The 16,791-nt window shown below is 45.5% G+C and carries 15 protein-coding genes; 2 read left to right on the forward strand and 13 right to left on the reverse strand.

Annotated elements, in window-relative coordinates:
• The first annotated feature begins 291 nt into the window (after positions 1 to 291).
• Positions 292 to 1,542: a serine hydroxymethyltransferase gene (gene glyA / locus H9L11_RS10555; RefSeq protein WP_005381985.1), complete on the forward strand. Its 1,251-nt coding sequence runs from the start codon at positions 292 to 294 to the stop codon at positions 1,540 to 1,542.
• Between the two features lie 461 nt (positions 1,543 to 2,003).
• Here the strand turns inward: glyA and lipA are convergent, their stop codons facing one another.
• The 12 genes from lipA to leuS form a co-directional block, all read right to left on the reverse strand.
• A complete protein-coding gene (gene lipA / locus H9L11_RS10560; protein ID WP_005391329.1) occupies positions 2,004 to 2,969 on the reverse strand; it encodes a lipoyl synthase in 966 nt (321 codons plus the stop codon).
• Positions 2,966 to 3,628, reverse strand: a complete 663-nt coding sequence (gene lipB / locus H9L11_RS10565) for a lipoyl(octanoyl) transferase LipB (RefSeq protein ID WP_005384137.1) — start codon at positions 3,626 to 3,628, stop codon at positions 2,966 to 2,968. Before lipB ends, lipA begins: the two co-directional genes overlap by 4 nt.
• Before the next feature lie 176 nt (positions 3,629 to 3,804).
• On the reverse strand, positions 3,805 to 4,083 hold the full coding sequence (gene ybeD, locus H9L11_RS10570) for a DUF493 family protein YbeD (protein WP_005384135.1): 279 nt from the start codon (positions 4,081 to 4,083) through the stop codon (positions 3,805 to 3,807).
• A gap of 139 nt (positions 4,084 to 4,222) precedes the next feature.
• Positions 4,223 to 5,401: a serine hydrolase gene (locus H9L11_RS10575; protein WP_005384132.1), complete on the reverse strand. Its 1,179-nt coding sequence runs from the start codon at positions 5,399 to 5,401 to the stop codon at positions 4,223 to 4,225.
• A 91-nt stretch (positions 5,402 to 5,492) separates the two neighbouring features.
• Complete coding sequence (locus H9L11_RS10580; RefSeq protein WP_017635670.1) at positions 5,493 to 6,296, reverse strand: septal ring lytic transglycosylase RlpA family protein; 804 nt, start codon at positions 6,294 to 6,296, stop codon at positions 5,493 to 5,495.
• A 2-nt stretch (positions 6,297 to 6,298) separates the two neighbouring features.
• Positions 6,299 to 7,420, reverse strand: a complete 1,122-nt coding sequence (gene rodA, locus H9L11_RS10585) for a rod shape-determining protein RodA (protein WP_005384128.1) — start codon at positions 7,418 to 7,420, stop codon at positions 6,299 to 6,301.
• On the reverse strand, positions 7,420 to 9,336 hold the full coding sequence (gene mrdA, locus H9L11_RS10590; RefSeq protein WP_033905861.1) for a penicillin-binding protein 2: 1,917 nt from the start codon (positions 9,334 to 9,336) through the stop codon (positions 7,420 to 7,422). The genes rodA and mrdA overlap by 1 nt, the downstream gene beginning before the upstream one ends.
• Before the next feature lie 29 nt (positions 9,337 to 9,365).
• Entirely contained in the window at positions 9,366 to 9,836 is a 471-nt protein-coding gene (rlmH, locus tag H9L11_RS10595) for a 23S rRNA (pseudouridine(1915)-N(3))-methyltransferase RlmH (protein WP_017821762.1), read from the reverse strand.
• Positions 9,837 to 9,840: 4 nt separating this feature from the next.
• Positions 9,841 to 10,158, reverse strand: a complete 318-nt coding sequence (rsfS, locus tag H9L11_RS10600) for a ribosome silencing factor (RefSeq protein WP_005373015.1) — start codon at positions 10,156 to 10,158, stop codon at positions 9,841 to 9,843.
• An 88-nt stretch (positions 10,159 to 10,246) separates the two neighbouring features.
• Complete coding sequence (gene holA / locus H9L11_RS10605) at positions 10,247 to 11,266, reverse strand: DNA polymerase III subunit delta (RefSeq protein ID WP_033905862.1); 1,020 nt, start codon at positions 11,264 to 11,266, stop codon at positions 10,247 to 10,249.
• 5 nt (positions 11,267 to 11,271) lie between these two features.
• Positions 11,272 to 11,811: an LPS assembly lipoprotein LptE gene (gene lptE, locus H9L11_RS10610; RefSeq protein ID WP_005384122.1), complete on the reverse strand. Its 540-nt coding sequence runs from the start codon at positions 11,809 to 11,811 to the stop codon at positions 11,272 to 11,274.
• 152 nt (positions 11,812 to 11,963) lie between these two features.
• Positions 11,964 to 14,537, reverse strand: a complete 2,574-nt coding sequence (gene leuS / locus H9L11_RS10615) for a leucine--tRNA ligase (protein WP_005384121.1) — start codon at positions 14,535 to 14,537, stop codon at positions 11,964 to 11,966.
• A 153-nt stretch (positions 14,538 to 14,690) separates the two neighbouring features.
• Between leuS and H9L11_RS10620 the strand changes: the two genes are divergently transcribed.
• Entirely contained in the window at positions 14,691 to 15,161 is a 471-nt protein-coding gene (locus tag H9L11_RS10620) for a zinc ribbon-containing protein (protein ID WP_005373024.1), read from the forward strand.
• 83 nt (positions 15,162 to 15,244) lie between these two features.
• Here H9L11_RS10620 and lnt read toward each other — a convergent pair whose 3' ends face one another.
• Positions 15,245 to 16,762, reverse strand: coding sequence for an apolipoprotein N-acyltransferase (gene lnt / locus H9L11_RS10625; RefSeq protein ID WP_033905864.1), 1,518 nt, complete (start codon positions 16,760 to 16,762; stop codon positions 15,245 to 15,247).
• Positions 16,763 to 16,791: the final 29 nt, after the last annotated feature.

The raw sequence follows: 16,791 nt of genomic DNA on the forward strand, positions 1-16,791 counted from the left end.
TTTCGGTAGCTAGAGGGTAAAATTTACGGTAAACCTATGTAATTGCTGTTTTACAGGGTGTAAAGCACAAATTTGACAGGCAATAGATTGTCGTTATGCGATTGCAATGCTGGCATGATAAACATTGCTTGTCATCATGAAAAAACTGCATGAGAAAAATTGTAAATTTCTCTTTATGACCTAAATCAAATTATGTAGAATGCGCGCCATTAGGGTGACGAAAACGTTTGCGTCGGGTCATTCAACAGTTTTTTTGCAACTTTCAGTACTAATCTGAGTCAGGAGATACAGATGCTTAAGCGTGATATGAACATCGCAGATTACGATGCGGAACTGTTCGCAGCTATCCAGGAAGAAACTCTTCGCCAGGAAGAACACATTGAACTTATCGCTTCTGAAAACTACACAAGCCCACGTGTAATGGAAGCGCAAGGTTCTCAGCTAACGAACAAATACGCTGAAGGCTACCCAGGTAAGCGTTACTACGGCGGTTGTGAGTACGTAGATAAAGCTGAAGCACTAGCAATTGAGCGTGCATGCCAACTATTTGGTTGTGAGTACGCTAACGTACAGCCTCACTCAGGTTCTCAAGCAAACAGCGCAGTTTACATGGCGCTTCTTAACCCTGGCGATACAGTTTTAGGCATGAGCCTAGCGCACGGTGGTCACCTAACTCACGGTTCACCAGTAAACTTCTCTGGTAAGCACTACAACGTTATCCCTTACGGTATCGATGAAGCTGGTCAAATCAACTACGACGAGATGGAACAGCTAGCACTTGAACACAAACCTAAGATGATCATCGGTGGTTTCTCTGCTTACTCGCAAATCGTTGATTGGAAACGCATGCGTGAAATCGCTGACAAAGCAGGTGCTTACTTATTTGTTGATATGGCGCACGTAGCTGGTCTTATCGCCGCCGGTGAATACCCAACACCAGTACCGCATGCTCACGTGGTAACAACAACGACGCACAAAACACTAGCAGGTCCTCGCGGTGGTCTTATCTTGTCAAATGCTGGCGAAGATATGTACAAGAAATTGAACTCAGCAGTGTTCCCTGGTGGTCAAGGTGGCCCTCTAATGCACGTTATCGCTGGTAAAGCAGTAGCGTTCAAAGAAGCGATGGAGCCAGAGTTCAAAGCTTATCAAGCTCGCGTAGTGAAAAACGCAAAAGCAATGGTTGGTCAGTTCCAAGAGCGTGGCTACAAAATCGTATCTAACGGTACAGAAAACCACTTGTTCCTTGTTGACCTAATCGACAAAGATATCACTGGTAAAGACGCAGACGCGGCACTAGGTGCAGCAAATATCACTGTAAACAAGAACTCAGTACCAAATGACCCACGCAGCCCATTCGTAACGTCTGGTATCCGTGTAGGTACGCCAGCGATCACTCGCCGTGGCTTCACTGAAGAAGATGCAAAAGAGCTAGCAAACTGGATGTGTGACGTTCTAGATAACATCGGCAACGAAGAAGTTATCGAAGCGACAAAACAGAAAGTGCTAGAAATTTGTAAGCGTCTACCAGTTTACGCCTAACTGCTTTTCATAGAGTGAGTCGATTTCGGTGTCGAACATACTCATTTGCTCGCGCAGACTCCGTGTGTTCTTCTAGAACTCGACTCATCTATTTTGAACATTGATATACTAAAGGCCCTCATTTGAGGGCCTTTTTGTTTGTCTGGCGTTTGGAATGAGATATAGCGAGAGTGTGTGATAAGGGGATGGCTACCAACACTGTCCCTTTTCAATATATCCAAACCACGTCATTCCGACGAGCCAAGGCGAGATCAGGAATCTTGTTGAGGCACACTCTTTTACTCAGAGTTTCCCTAAAAATCATCAGTATTCTGAAAACAGATTCTGAATCACGCTCGTTCCTCGCTGTTCAGAATGACGGTGGTAGAATGGCTTTTTATCATCATTTGCCAGATACAAAAAAGGTTGGCACTGAGCCAACCTTTTCTCTTCAAAACAAACTTTTCAAAACAAGCGAGAGCTTATTTAATCTCGATACCTTGAGCTTGCATATCGGCATGGTAAGAAGAGCGAACAAATGGACCACACGCTGCATGCGTGAAGCCAAGTTCTAGTGCAACTTCTTTTAGCTCGTCAAACTCTGATGGTGGAACGTAACGTTCTACTGGCAAGTGGTGACGGCTTGGCGCTAGGTACTGGCCTAGAGTCAGCATCGTTACGCCGTGTGCGCGTAGATCTTTCAGTACTTCGATGATTTCTTCTTTGGTTTCACCAAGACCCATCATCAAACCAGACTTGGTCGGTACATCGGGATGCTGCTCTTTGAACTTCTTAAGAAGCTCAAGTGACCATTTATAGTTCGCACCTGGGCGAGCTTTACGGTAAAGACGTGGCGCTGTTTCTAAGTTGTGGTTGAAGACATCTGGCGGATTGTCTTTCATTAGATCAAGCGCTACATCCATGCGACCACGGAAGTCAGGAACCAGTGTTTCAATCTTAATATGCGGGTTTAACGCACGGATCTCGCGGTTACAATCGGCAAAGTGTTGTGCACCGCCGTCACGCAGATCGTCACGGTCAACAGAAGTGATTACTACGTATTTCAGCTTCATATCGGCAATGGTTTTCGCCAGTTTTTGAGGCTCTTCTGCTTCCGGTGGTAATGGGCGGCCATGAGCAACGTCACAGAAAGGACAACGACGAGTACAAATAGCACCTAAGATCATGAAGGTTGCTGTACCGTGGTTAAAACATTCCGCTAGGTTCGGGCAAGATGCTTCTTCACATACGGAGTGAAGTTTATTCTTACGCATCGCCGCTTTGATGTCTTGAATTCGTTGGCTGTCGGCTGGTAGCTTGATCTTCATCCAATCAGGCTTACGTAGCACTTCTTTCTGCTCTGTAGGCATGTTCTTTACGGGAATCAATGCCATTTTATCGGCGTCACGATATTTAACGCCTTTTTCCATCTGGATTGGTTTGCTCATGCTTTATTACCTTGAGAAGGTGCTTCTGTGCTGAATTCTACTTGCTCATAATCGAGCAAAGTAACGAGTTCTTCTATTAATTGTTTTTCTACGGCTTCTACATTGTCTGGGCCGCCAAATTGGCTGACCTGAACCATTTCCATACCTTCATAACCACAAGGGTTAATACGCAGAAACGGTGTTAAATCCATATTTACGTTCAAGGCTAAACCATGAAACGAGCATCCTTTACGAATGCGTAAACCGAGAGAGCATATTTTCTTACCGGCAACGTAGACACCTGGTGCGTCAGGTCGCGCGGCTGAGTCAATATTGTATGCTTTTAGCGTGTTGATCACGAGGTTCTCGATTGTGGTAACGAGATCTCGTACACCTAATTTTTTACGGCGTAGGTTGATCAAGAAGTAGGCGACCAACTGACCAGGGCCATGATACGTAACCTGGCCTCCGCGATCACTTTGTACAACAGGAATATCGCCAGTGTTAATCAAGTGCTCAGCTTTACCTGCCTGTCCTTGCGTAAATACTGGGTTATGTTCTACCAACCAGACTTCATCACGGGTTTCTTCTGTGCGTTGGTCGGTGAACTCATGCATCGCCTTCCATACAGGCTCATAGTCTTGGCGGCCAAGTCGTTTTACAACAAGTTGGTGTTGCATGGGAATTCCTGTTGCTAATATATAAAGTTTTTGGATTATAAACCGGATAACCCTGATGCTCTACCGCTGCGTAACAGATTTTTAACTGAAAGCGATGTAAAGCCTCGTTATCTCTTTGATAAATAAAAAGAAAGCAGCCAAGGCTGCTTTCAAAAAAAATTTAATATATCAAAAAATTATAGAACCATGCGTACGATGTCAATTTCACCTAACTCTTTGTACAGTGTCTCAACCTGCTCGATAGAGGTTGCAGTAATGTTGATTGACACAGAGTGGTAGTTGCCCTTAGCACTTGGTTTAACGGTCGGGCTGTAGTCACCTGGAGCATGGCGCTGAATAACTTCAAGAACAAGCTCTGGAAGTTCAGGCTTTGCATGACCCATTACCTTGTAAGTAAATGAACAAGGGAACTCAAGCAGGTCTTTTAATTTTGCATCAGAGTTGATGGTTAGCATATCGATAACTCCAGTAGATATTCGTTGCGGTGCGAAATAGTACAGTCAAATTAGGGGGAACTCAAGACGAGGAGCTCAAACTTAAAAAGCCGCCCATTCAGGCGGCTTTGCGAATAAGTTTGCTACTCTAATGTTCTTTTTAGAAGAAGCTCTTGAATAACAATACGATGTAATCCCACATGCGGCTAAATAGACTACCTTGCTCTACGGTTTCTAGTGCCATTAGTGGGTATTCGGCAATATCTTCACCATCGATCTGATAGTATAGCTTACCAACTACATCACCTTTATTAATTGGGGCTTCTAGCTCTTTTTCAAGGACGAAGCTTGCTTTTAGGTTTTTCGCTTCACCACGCGGTAGTGTTACGTAAGTATCTTGGTCAAGACCCAGTGCTACGGTGTCTTTGTTACCCATCCACACTTTTTCTTCTACGAACGTTTCACCTGCTTTGTGCGGTGCCACTGTTTCGAAGAAACGGAAGCCGTAGCTTAGCAGCTTTTTACTTTCTGACTTACGAGCATTGGCATCTTTAGTACCCATAACGACCGCAACCAAGCGCATTTGACCTTCAGTTGCTGAACTTACTAGGCTGTAACCCGCATTACTTGTGTGACCCGTTTTGATGCCGTCAACGTTCATGCTCTTATCCCAAAGTAGACCGTTACGGTTGTATTGGGTGATGCCGTTGTAAGTAAATTTCTTCTCTGAGTACACTCGGTACTCATTTGGTACGTCACGGATAAGTGCTTTACCCAGCAGAGCCATGTCGTATGGTGTTGAGTACAACTCTGCGTTATCTAAGCCATGAACGTTGGCAAAGTGCGAGTTAGTCATACCCAATGTGTTGGCCCAAGCGTTCATTAGGTCAACAAACGCATCTTCTGAACCTGCAATATGTTCTGCCATCGCAACACAGGCATCGTTACCTGACTGGACGATGATACCTCGGTTCAGGTCACGTACTTTAACTGTTGTGCCTACTTCAATGAACATCTTTGATGAATCAGGGAAGTTTTTCGCCCACGCATTTTTACTGATGGTGACATCATCATCTTCTGAGATATTACCACGCGCTAGCTCTTGGCCGATTACATAGCTGGTCATCATCTTAGTCAGACTAGCTGGAGACAATTTTGTGTTCATCTCTTTCTCTGCCAGTACTTTACCTGAATGGTAATCCATCAGCACGTAGCCCTTCGCCGCGATTTGAGGGGCATCTGGAACAACGATAGGTGATGCAAGAGCAGATTGAGCGAAAGTTGCAGAAAGGGCAACCGAAGAAACGAGAATAGATTTCACAAACTTATTTTTATTCATGGTAATTCAAATTTTTGGGTTAACTGCAGACATCTTATCAGAATCCCTAGTTATGTAAGAGGGGGATCAAAGAGAAATTCATGACACGAGGTCATTTGGCAGTGTTGTGTTTTTTAATAAATGCAGACGAATAGCCGAGCAACTTTACTTTATCTAATGTGGCTTGCGTCAGGGAATAGTCAGTAAATGGCCCTAACAACAAGCGATAAGACTCTTTCGCACTCTCTAGGAAAGTTTCTGTATCCAATTTTTGACCAAGCTCGGTACCTAAAGTTCGCGCGCGTTCTTCATTTTTTGATGATGCCACTTGAATAACGTACCTAGGGTGCGCTTCTAATGACTTTTTGTCCGTGGGCTGATTGATACTGATCACTTCAATTTCCACGTTCGCGGTGCCTGTTTTTATGACATCTAACTTGTGCGCGGCGGCATAGCTTAAATCAATGATACGGCCATCGTGAAAAGGACCTCGGTCATTAACTCGTACTATGGTGGTTTTTCCGTTGTCAGTATTGGTAACTTTTACGTAACTTGGTAACGGTAGCGTTTTATGCGCTGCCGTCATTGAATACATGTCATAGATTTCGCCATTAGAAGTCAAATGACCTTGGAATTTTTTCCCATACCAAGATGCGCGGCCTTTTTCTTTAAAGCCTTTCGCATTGCGAACTATTTTGTAGTCTTTGCCACGCAAGTGGTAATCTTTGTTCCCACCTAGGCTGTACGGTTCATATTTAGGATGCGCATCCTCGATGTGTTCGACTGAAAGCGGTGTATCCGGTGCAACATCGGATTCGAGTTCGTAACGGCCTTCTTGTTCTTTTTGGCTAGTTGATGAACAGCCTGCCAAAATAAGAGCAGAGAAAACCAAGGAATATAAAGCGCGTTTTTGCATGTCTAGGTCGCCTTAGAGAATGCTTTTCGGTGCGTATGAATCGACATCAGAATACCAAAACCAGCCATCAAGGTTACCATTGATGTGCCGCCATAACTGATGAGTGGCAACGGTACACCTACTACAGGTAGGATGCCACTTACCATGCCAATATTTACAAAAATATACACGAAGAAGCTGAGTACAATACTGCCTGCCATCATTCGTCCAAATGCGGTTTGCGCTTGGCTGGCGAGATATAAACCTCGTCCAATAATAAATAGATAGATGGCTAAAAGGCAAAGGAAGCCAATCATACCCCATTCTTCAGCAATTACTGCAAAGATAAAGTCAGTGTGTCGTTCAGGAAGAAATTCTAGTTGTGACTGCGTACCTTGCAACCAACCTTTGCCGGAAATACCGCCGGAGCCAATCGCAATTTTACTCTGAATAATGTGGTAGCCCGCTCCTAGCGGATCAGATTCCGGGTTAAATAGAGTACGAACTCGCACTTTTTGATACTCTCGCATCAAGAAAAACCACAGAATTGGAATGAAACCACCTAATGCAATCGCAGCACCAGCAATTATTTTCCAGCTAATGCCGGCGAGGAAGATAACAAAAATACCGGAAGCCGCGATCAGGATCGAGGTACCTAAGTCAGGCTGTTTTGCAATGAGAATGGTTGGTAAGCAGACCATAATCAGTGCAACAATGAGTGTTCTTAGCGTTGGTGGGAGGGGCTGTCTACCAACATAGCGAGCCACCATTAATGGCACCGCGAGCTTCAATAGCTCTGACGGTTGAAAGCGCACAAAACCGAGGTTAAGCCAACGCTGCGCGCCTTTCGATGCTTCACCGAAAAACAGCACGCCGAAAAGCAGTATAACGCCACCAACGAACATCAAAGGTGCCAAGCTTTCGTAAGTTCGTGGAGAAAGCTGCGCAAGGACGAGCATCACAACGAGTGAAAGCACCATTCGCATGGCTTGGCGATCCATCATCAGTAAACTTTGGCCACTGGCGCTGTACATGATCACCAGGCCAAACCCCATCAGGGCCAGTATGCCAAGTAGGAGTGGTAAGTCGATATGGAAGCGTTCAAACAGGGCGCGATTTTTACCTGTAGAGGGATCCATCTTCATTACTGTTTTACCTCTTTCTTCGCATTGTTTTCAGGCTCAATTTCTTCTGGACCAAGAACGACTCGGTCAAAAATTTTCCTTACTACTGGGGCACCGTTACTAGAACCACCACCGGCATTTTCTAGTACTACAGTGACGACCACTTTAGGATCATCAAATGGTGCAAAGCCAGTAAATAACGCATGGTCACGTAAGTGCTCGGCGATCTCATCGGCGTTGTACTCTTCGTTTTCACCCAGACCGAAGACCTGTGCAGTACCTGATTTACCCGCTGTTTCATAATTCATTTTGTAGAATGAGCGTCGAGCTGTTCCGCGCGTGCCATGGTTTACCCGACGCATGCCTTCTTTCGCCATATCCCAGTACTTTTTAGGCACATTCTTGATTGGTGGGTAAGTCACGTATTCTGTTGTTTGCTGCTCTTCGAAGTCGTTACCATTTTCTATCGTCGCTTTGAGCAAGTGAGGTGCGATCACTTCTCCCTCGTTTACTAATACGGAGGTTGCTTTGGCGATTTGCATTGGTGTTGCTGTCCAATATCCTTGGCCGATACCCACAGGGATCGTATCACCTTTATACCATGGGGTTTTATGGCGAGACATTTTCCAGTCACGAGTCGGCATATTCGCCTTACTTTCTTCGTAGATATCAATGCCAGTGTAATCACCAAAACCGAACATCATCATCCAATTCGAAATACGGTCAATACCCATGTCATAAGCGATTTGATAGTAGAAGGTATCAACAGACTCTTCGATCGACTTAATGATATCGACGCGTCCGTGTCCCCAACGCAACCAGTCCCGGAACGGACGTGTGTTAGAGTTTGGTATGCGCCAATAACCAGGATCATTTCGTGTGGTGTTAGGTGTGACGACACCTTCTTGCAGCGCGGCTACCGCCATAAATGGTTTGATGGTAGAGGCAGGAGGGTAAATGCCAAGTGTAGTGCGGTTGACCAAAGGACGGTTTTTATCGTTCAAAAGGGCGCGATAGTCTTTACCTGAGATTCCGTGCACGAACGAGTTAGGATCGTAGCTAGGGCTCGAAACCATAGCCAGTACACCATTGTCTCTAGGATCGATTACTACAGCACTGCCTCGGCGGCCGTCCAATAATTGGTGTACGTACAACTGCAAGTTGATATCAAGGTTTAAAACGATGTCTTTTCCGGGTACAGGTGGAACGTACTTTAAGATACGAATTACTCGGCCGCGGCTGTTTACCTCGACTTCTTGATATCCGGCTGTACCGTGTAAGAGGTCTTCGTAGTATTTTTCAATACCCAGCTTACCAATGTCGCGAGTGGCTTGATAGTTTGCGTCTTTTTCTTCTCGGATCAGGCGTTGCATGTCGCGATCATTAATTCGAGAAACATACCCAATCACGTGGGTTAAGACTTCGCTGAAAGGGTAGTAGCGCTTTAAGGTCGCACTTATTTCCACACCTGGAAAGCGGTACTGATTGACGGAGAATACCGCTACTTGTTTTTCGTTCAGTTGGGTAAGCAGTGGGACCGATTTAAATCGACGAGTCCGTTTACGCTCGTGGTGGAAACGTTCAATCTGGTCTGGTGTAATTTCCAGAATAGTTTGTAATTCTTGGATGGTTGCATCAATGTCTTTAATTTTTTCTGGGGTCAGTTCTAAGTTAAAGACGGGACGGTTCTCTGCCAGTAAAACGCCATTTCGGTCATAAATTAGACCTCGGTTAGGCGCGATAGGCACTACTTTGATGCGGTTATCGTTCGAGCGGGTTTGATAGTCTTGAAACTGGTTCACCTGAATGTTGTACATGTTGGCAACCAGAGCTCCCATCAAGACAACAATGCCGATAAAAGCAACAATAGCGCGGCTGGCAAACAGACGCGCTTCGGCTTGATAATCTCGGATTTGACTGCGGCGTTTACGAATCATTAACGCTTGGCTCTAAAGTTAAACAACGATTATTCGCGATGATAAGGGTGGTTAGCGGTGATGCTCCACGCTCGGTATAAGCTTTCTGCCATTACGATACGCACTAGAGGGTGGGGTAGCGTTAAGGCAGACAATGACCAGCTTTGGTCTGCTGCAGCTTTGCATGCAGGAGCGAGTCCTTCGGGACCGCCGATTAATATTGATACATCACGGCCATCTAATTTCCAAGCTTCTAACTGCTCAGCGAGTTGAGGAGTGTCCCATTTTTTACCTGGGATATCTAACGTGACGATACGGTTGCCTTTTGGTACCGCCGCGAGCATCGCTTCTCCTTCTTTTTGCAGGATGCGAGCGATATCGGCATTCTTACCACGCTTGCCAGCAGAGATTTCAATCAACTCCAACGGCATATCATGCGGGAAACGGCGACGATATTCTTGAAAGCCTTCCTCAACCCATTTTGGCATTTTTGTGCCAACAGCAATTAGTTGAATTTTCAAAAGATTAACCCCAGAGTTTTTCTAGCTGGTAGAGTTCGCGGTGCTCTTCTTGCATCACGTGAAGCATGGCGTCGCCCATATCTAGGACTACCCATTCACCTTCGTTTTCACCTTCCATTCCTAGTGGCTCAAGACCGGCTTTTTTCACTTCTGTTGCAACATGGTCAGCGATGGATGAAACGTGGCGTTTGGATGTACCAGTACAGATGATCATGTAATCTGTCACGCTTGATTTATCTTCCACATTTAGGACGATAATGTCTTCCGCTTTCATGTCGTCGGCTTTATCAGCTAAAAAGTCTTTCAGTTCTTCGCGAAGCACTCGGTTTTCCTCGGTTTGTCTCTTATCTCTACAGTGTTTTACATTCTTGCTTGCAAAACAGGTCGCGCACTATATCACGCTTTGATTTTTAAATTGCCAGCTTAATATCAGGAGAGCAGGTTTCTAAGCTCAACTGATGAATAGTTGGCCATACAGACTCGTCATATTGAGTTTTGGCTTTTATCTCGGCTTGAGCCAATAAGGAGAGCAATGCACAAATACGACTCGCTGATAAGCGGGTCAGTGCTGCGTTATAGAGTGGACGCTTGTTTTGCCAAACTCGATATTTCTCAAATACCTGGTTCATTCCCATTTGACTTAAGTCTTGATGCATATTTAAAAGTTGGCTCAACTCTTTTTGTACACTTCGAATCAAGATCACGGTCTCAACCCCTTCCGCCTCAAGTTGGCGAAGAATACGTTGTGCACGGTTTGCTTTACCTGCCAGTAAGGCGTCGATCCAGTTAAAGGTAGTGAAGTGGTTATGGCGACTTAGGGCTTCCTCTAAACGTATGATGGTCAGCTCACCATCCGGGTAGAGTAGGGCCAATTTCTCTAAGCTTTGTGTCAATGCAAATAGGTTACCTTCATGCCATTGAGCCAACATTTGCAGTGATTGCTGATCGGGTTTTAGTCCCAACGTGCGGCAACGTGTCTGAATGAACATAGGTAGGCGTTGAAGGTCTGGCGACAAGCAGCTTACCCAATCGCCTTTTGAGCTTAATGCTTTGAACCATTTCGCATTTTCTTGGGCTTTGGTCAGTTTGCTACCAACAATGACGAGCATGATGTCATCATGAAGCATATCACACAGTGTTTGCAGCTCTTTGCTGACGGCGGTTGTCACGCCACTTTCAGGAATTTCAAGCTCAATCAATTGACGGTTTGAAAACAGGCTCATCGCTTGGAAACAGTCGTAAACTTGGTTCCAGTCGATGCTAGCATCCACAGCAAAACGGTGTTTTTCCTCAAAACCTTGTTGAAACGCTGCCTTTTGGATGGCTTGGCGGCTTTCTTGAATCAGTAACGGCTCATTACCAAAGATTAAGTAAACCTGTTTAACTTGTTTAGTTAAATGATCCGTTAGCTTATCGGCATAAATTCGCATAGTGACTAAGAGTTTTTGTTCGCTGGCTCAGAGATTTGTCCTGCTTCATATTCGGCACGAATACGGCCCAACTGGCGCATCATCTGTTTTGCAGCTTGCAAGCGCATCTCGTCTTCAATTACGTCACGCTCAACAGATTTTGCAAGTGCGGTCAACGGGTTGTCTAGGTAGTTGCGGTTTACTGTTGTCGTAAAGTTTTTAGAACCATAGCCAGGAATTGTCACACGGTATTTTACTACGTATGTCAGCTCTTTTTCTGCTGCACGGCTATTTTGATAAAGCGATAGTGTACGCTCATCGATTGTCGCTTCCGTCAAATGAAGGTTGGGTACCGTCGATGATGGTTGAACAAGTTCAACTTTGTTCAGTTCGAGTTGAGAGCGAACATAGCGAGTTAATTCACTGTATTCATCGTAGCTGGAGAAAGACATAGTGTGCAGCTCTTCCGGTACGGAATACTCGCCGCGAAGGTGAAAACCACAGGCAGAAAGAAGCCCCGCTAATACCAATACCACTGGTAGTTTAATCAAAGAGAAAAAGCGCATTGATTGTATTCATCCTAAATTGAAGGGGTTATTTACCTTAAACCACTCATGTGAATGGTTTGAGGTAAATAAACAGGGTAGCGAACTACCCTGTTTAATGACTCTTGGTTAACAAATAAGTTCGCTAAACAGAGGCAAATTGCAAGCTGCGATTAGTTTGCAACAATGTTCAGCAGTTTACCTGGAACGTAAATAACTTTACGAATAGTCAGGCCATCAGTGAACTTAACCACGTTTTCGTCGTTTAGACCAAGCTGTTCGATATCGTCTTTAGAGATATCAGCTGGGACTGTTAGTTTCGCACGTAGCTTACCGTTAACTTGAACAACGATGGTTTTTTCGTCTTCAACTAGCGCTTTTTCGTCAAACGTCGGCCATGCCGCGTTATCAATGTCTGTTTCACCTAGTGCTGCCCATAGCTCGTATGAGATATGCGGCGTGATAGGGTAAAGCATGACAACAATAGCTTTCAGTGCTTCGTCAAGGATTGCACGATCTTGCGCAGATTCTTGAGGCGCTTTCGCTAGTTTGTTCATCAGCTCCATGATCGCTGCGATCGCGGTGTTGAATGTTTGACGACGAGCGATATCGTCCGTCACTTTCGCGATAGTTTTGTGAACGTCGCGGCGAAGTGCTTTTTGATCACCAGAAAGCGCTGAGGTATCTACTGCTTCTGCTGCGCCTTTCGCTGTGTGCTCTTTCACTAGTTTCCAAACACGTTTTAGGAAGCGGTTCGCACCTTCTACGCCAGACTCTTGCCATTCAAGTGTCATGTCCGCTGGAGACGCGAACATCATGAATAGGCGTACTGTGTCAGCGCCGTACTTGTCTACCATTTCTTGAGGGTCGATACCGTTGTTCTTAGACTTAGACATCTTGATCATGCCTGAGTGCGTTACATCACGACCTTCAGTGTCTTTAGCAGAAGTAATGCGGCCTTTACCATCACGTTCAACGGCTACGTCTGTTGGAGCTACCCACTCTTTGCCGCCTTTCTCGTTCTCGAAGTAGAACGCATCAGCCAGTACCATGCCTTGACACAGTAGTTGCTTGAACGGTTCGTCAGAAGTTACGTAACCCGCATCGCGCAGTAGTTTGTGGAAGAAGCGTGAGTACAGTAGGTGCATACAAGCGTGCTCGATACCACCGATGTACTGATCTACTGGTAGCCAGTAGTTTGCTTTTTCTGGGTCTAGGATGTCGTCCGCTTGTGGTGAACAGTAACGCGCGTAGTACCAAGAAGATTCCATGAACGTATCGAACGTATCTGTCTCACGTAGAGCAGGTTCGCCGTTAAAGGTTGTCTTCGCCCACTCTTTGTCTGCTTTGATTGGGCTGGTTACGCCGTCCATTACCACGTCTTCTGGAAGAATCACTGGTAGTTGGTCAGCAGGTACTGGGTGAACTTCACCGTCTTCAGTCGTTACCATTGGGATTGGTGCGCCCCAGTAACGTTGACGAGATACACCCCAGTCGCGTAGACGGAAGTTTACAGTCTTAGTGCCTTTGCCTTCTGCTTCTAGCTTCGCTGCAATTGCATCGAACGCCGCTTGGAATTCTAGGCCGTCGAATTCACCAGAATCGAACAGTACGCCTTTCTCTGTGTATGCCGCTTCAGAGATGTCTAGCTCGCTGCCATCAGCAGGCTTGATAACAGGCACGATGTCTAGACCGTACTTCGTTGCGAACTCGTAGTCACGTTGGTCGTGTGCTGGTACTGCCATTACCGCGCCTGTACCGTAGTCCATCAGTACGAAGTTTGCTACGTAAACAGGAACTTCACGGCCGTTCAATGGATGAATAGCAGTAAGGCCAGTAGCCATACCTTTCTTCTCCATTGTCGCTAGCTCAGCTTCTGCAACCTTGTTGTTCTTACATTCGTCGATAAACGCTGCAAGCTCTGGGTTGTTCTCTGCAGCAAGAGCTGCAAGTGGGTGGCCGGCTGCGATGCCCACGTAAGTCACACCCATTAGCGTATCTGGACGTGTTGTGTAAACTTCTAGGTCTTGTTGACCCTTAACTTCAAACTTCAGCTCAACGCCTTCAGAGCGGCCAATCCAGTTGCGCTGCATGGTTTTCACCATTTCAGGCCAACCTTCAAGCTTATCTAGGTCGTCTAGTAGCTCTTGAGCGTACTCAGTGATTTTGATGAACCATTGAGGGATTTCTTTTTGCTCTACAGGCGTATCACAACGCCAGCAACAACCGTCTTCAACCTGCTCGTTTGCAAGAACAGTTTGGTCGTTAGGACACCAGTTAACAGAAGAAGTCTTTTTGTAAACTAAACCTTTCTCGTAAAGTTTAGTGAAGAACTCTTGTTCCCAGCGGTAGTACTCCGGTGTACATGTTGCGAATTCACGGTTCCAATCGTAACCAAAGCCTAGAAGCTTAAGTTGGTTCTTCATGTATTCGATGTTTTCGTAAGTCCAAGGTGCTGGCGCAGTTTTGTTTTTTACTGCTGCGTTTTCTGCAGGTAGACCGAATGCATCCCAACCGATTGGTTGCATCACGTTTTTGCCTTGTAGGCGTTGGAAACGAGATACTACATCACCGATAGTATAGTTGCGCACGTGACCCATGTGCAGTCGACCACTTGGGTATGGGAACATGGACAGACAGTAGAATTTTTCTTTATTTGGGTCTTCACTTACAACAAAGGTTTTGTTGTCATCCCAGTGCTTTTGAACTTTTTGTTCAATATCTTGTGGGTTGTATTGTTCTTGCATCGATGGTATCCGTTATCTTGGAATTTGTGAGTTCGGTTAGAACAGACTTAAATAGATCGTCATAGAATACCTAAAGCTAGGGATCACAACAATAGCCAATCTGTACCCATGCGCCCTTAAGTGACGCAGGTAGGAGAAAGATGGAGGTCAGTTATGCCTAAACGTAAAACAGGTTATGAGGAAATGCTCGAGGATGTGATTGAAACCTTGAAGCACAGTCCGGAAGAAGTTAACAAAGCGATTGAGACGTCGGGCAAAGTGGTGGATGCTGCTAATGACTTGACCAAAGATGAATTGGCTTTAATCAAAGCGTACCTTAAAGCAGACTTAAAAGAGTTTTCAGAGAGTTACGAGGACAGTAAAAGCGGCCCGTTTTACTTAACGATTGCGGACTCGATATGGCAAGGGTTGTTAGAGATTACAGACCGAACTAAAGTTGAGTGGGTTGAGTTGTTCGATGACTTAGAGCATCAAGGGCTATATGAAGCAGGAGAGGTGATAGGCTTAGGCACCTTGGTCTGTGATGAGTGTGGTCACAAGACAACGTATAACCACCCAACAGTAATCATTCCGTGTATTAAGTGTGGTCACAAAGGCTTTACTCGTCAGTCATTAAAGCCATAAATGGCGAGTAACGACTGTATAATGCAATGAATAAAAAGAGGCTTAGTCGCCTCTTTTTTGTCTTTTCTACTTTCAAGCTGTTATCAGCTCTGTTTTCTTCTTAAACCGAAAGTCAGCGCTAAACTTGACCCAACCCAAATATACAATGGCCAAGTACCAAGGATTCGATATGGCGTTTTCCCATCGGTTGGGGTGAGCTCTGCGCGCAGTACTGCAGTTTCAAACTGCGGTACTTGCTCAACGATTTTACCTTTGTGATCGGTTACCGCTGTTAATCCGTTGTTAGTCGAGCGGATGAGCGGTTTACCCAATTCTAAGGCACGCATACGGGCGATCTCCATATGCTGAAGAGGACCGATAGAGTGACCAAACCATGCATCGTTTGAAAGCGTTAGAATGAAGTCTGTTTCGTCAGTCACATTTTGACGCACTTGCTCATTAAAGATGATCTCATAGCAAAGCGCTGGTGCCATGTGCATGCCATTCGCAACGATGTTTGGCTGCACAAAAGCCCCACGGCTAAACGATGACATCGGTAGGTTAAAGAATGGCGCTAATGGGCGCAAAATATCTTCAAATGGTACAAACTCACCAAACGGTAGTAGGTGATGCTTATGGTAACGTTCGCTTAAATCGAAGCTGTAGTCACCGTATGGTGTGATGCCGAGGGACAGAATACTGTTGTAGAACTGTCGATCTTCAGCTTGGTTGACGACACCGGTGATGATTGCGCTGTTATTCATTTTTGCAGCGCTGTCGATATTGCTCAAAAATGAAGGCACTTCAATTTCAAAAGCGGGAATTGCTGCTTCTGGCCAAACGATAATGTCAGCGTCCCAGTTTTCACGAGTTAAGTCAGCATATTTCATGATGGTTGGCCAGCGTTGACTTGGTAGCCACTTTAGGTTTTGGTCTACGTTACCTTGAATCAGTGCGAGCTTAGTCGTGTCTTCTGGTCGGGGTGTTACCCAATCGTAGCTGCGAATCCCAAAGCCAGTACTGAGTAGTACCGCAGGGATAATCACCATCAGCCACTGCTTATGAATCCATGCATAGGCTAACGCCCCTGCGCTGATAAGGATAAATAGAGTAAGCAGTTCTACGCCGCCAATTGGTGCAAAGCTTGCGAGTGGAGCATCTATCTGGCTATAGCCTAGCCATAACCAAGGGAAGCCGGTCATCACCCAACCACGCAACCAATCACTGATCAGCCATAAAGCAGGTACTGCGAGAAGTGCTTTTGTGAGCGTAAATTGAGGAAACAGCTTGTTGTTGAGCCAAGCAAATAAGCCTGAATAAACAGCCAAGTAGGCAACAAGTAAGCCCATTAAAAATAAATTGGCAATGAGCGGCATACCGCCAAAACCGGAGATACTGACGTAAACCCAGCTAACGCCAGTTGCAAATTGACCTAACCCCCAAGCATAACCAATCCATAGTGCGCGTTTCGGAGTTTGGTTAGCAAGAAGAATCAGTAGAATTGCAGGGCTAAGAATGGCAATAGGCCACAGCTGGTAAGGAGCGAAAGCGAGTGTAGTAGAGGCGCCAACAAAAGCGGCCACTAAGGGCCGCTTAAGGCGATGAAAGAGTTCATTCATCATTGTAATTTCTGAGATTCCCAATGGGTATC

The sequence above is a fragment of the Vibrio sp. sp1 genome (genome assembly GCF_016920955.1).
Lineage (GTDB): Bacteria > Pseudomonadota > Gammaproteobacteria > Enterobacterales > Vibrionaceae > Vibrio > Vibrio alginolyticus.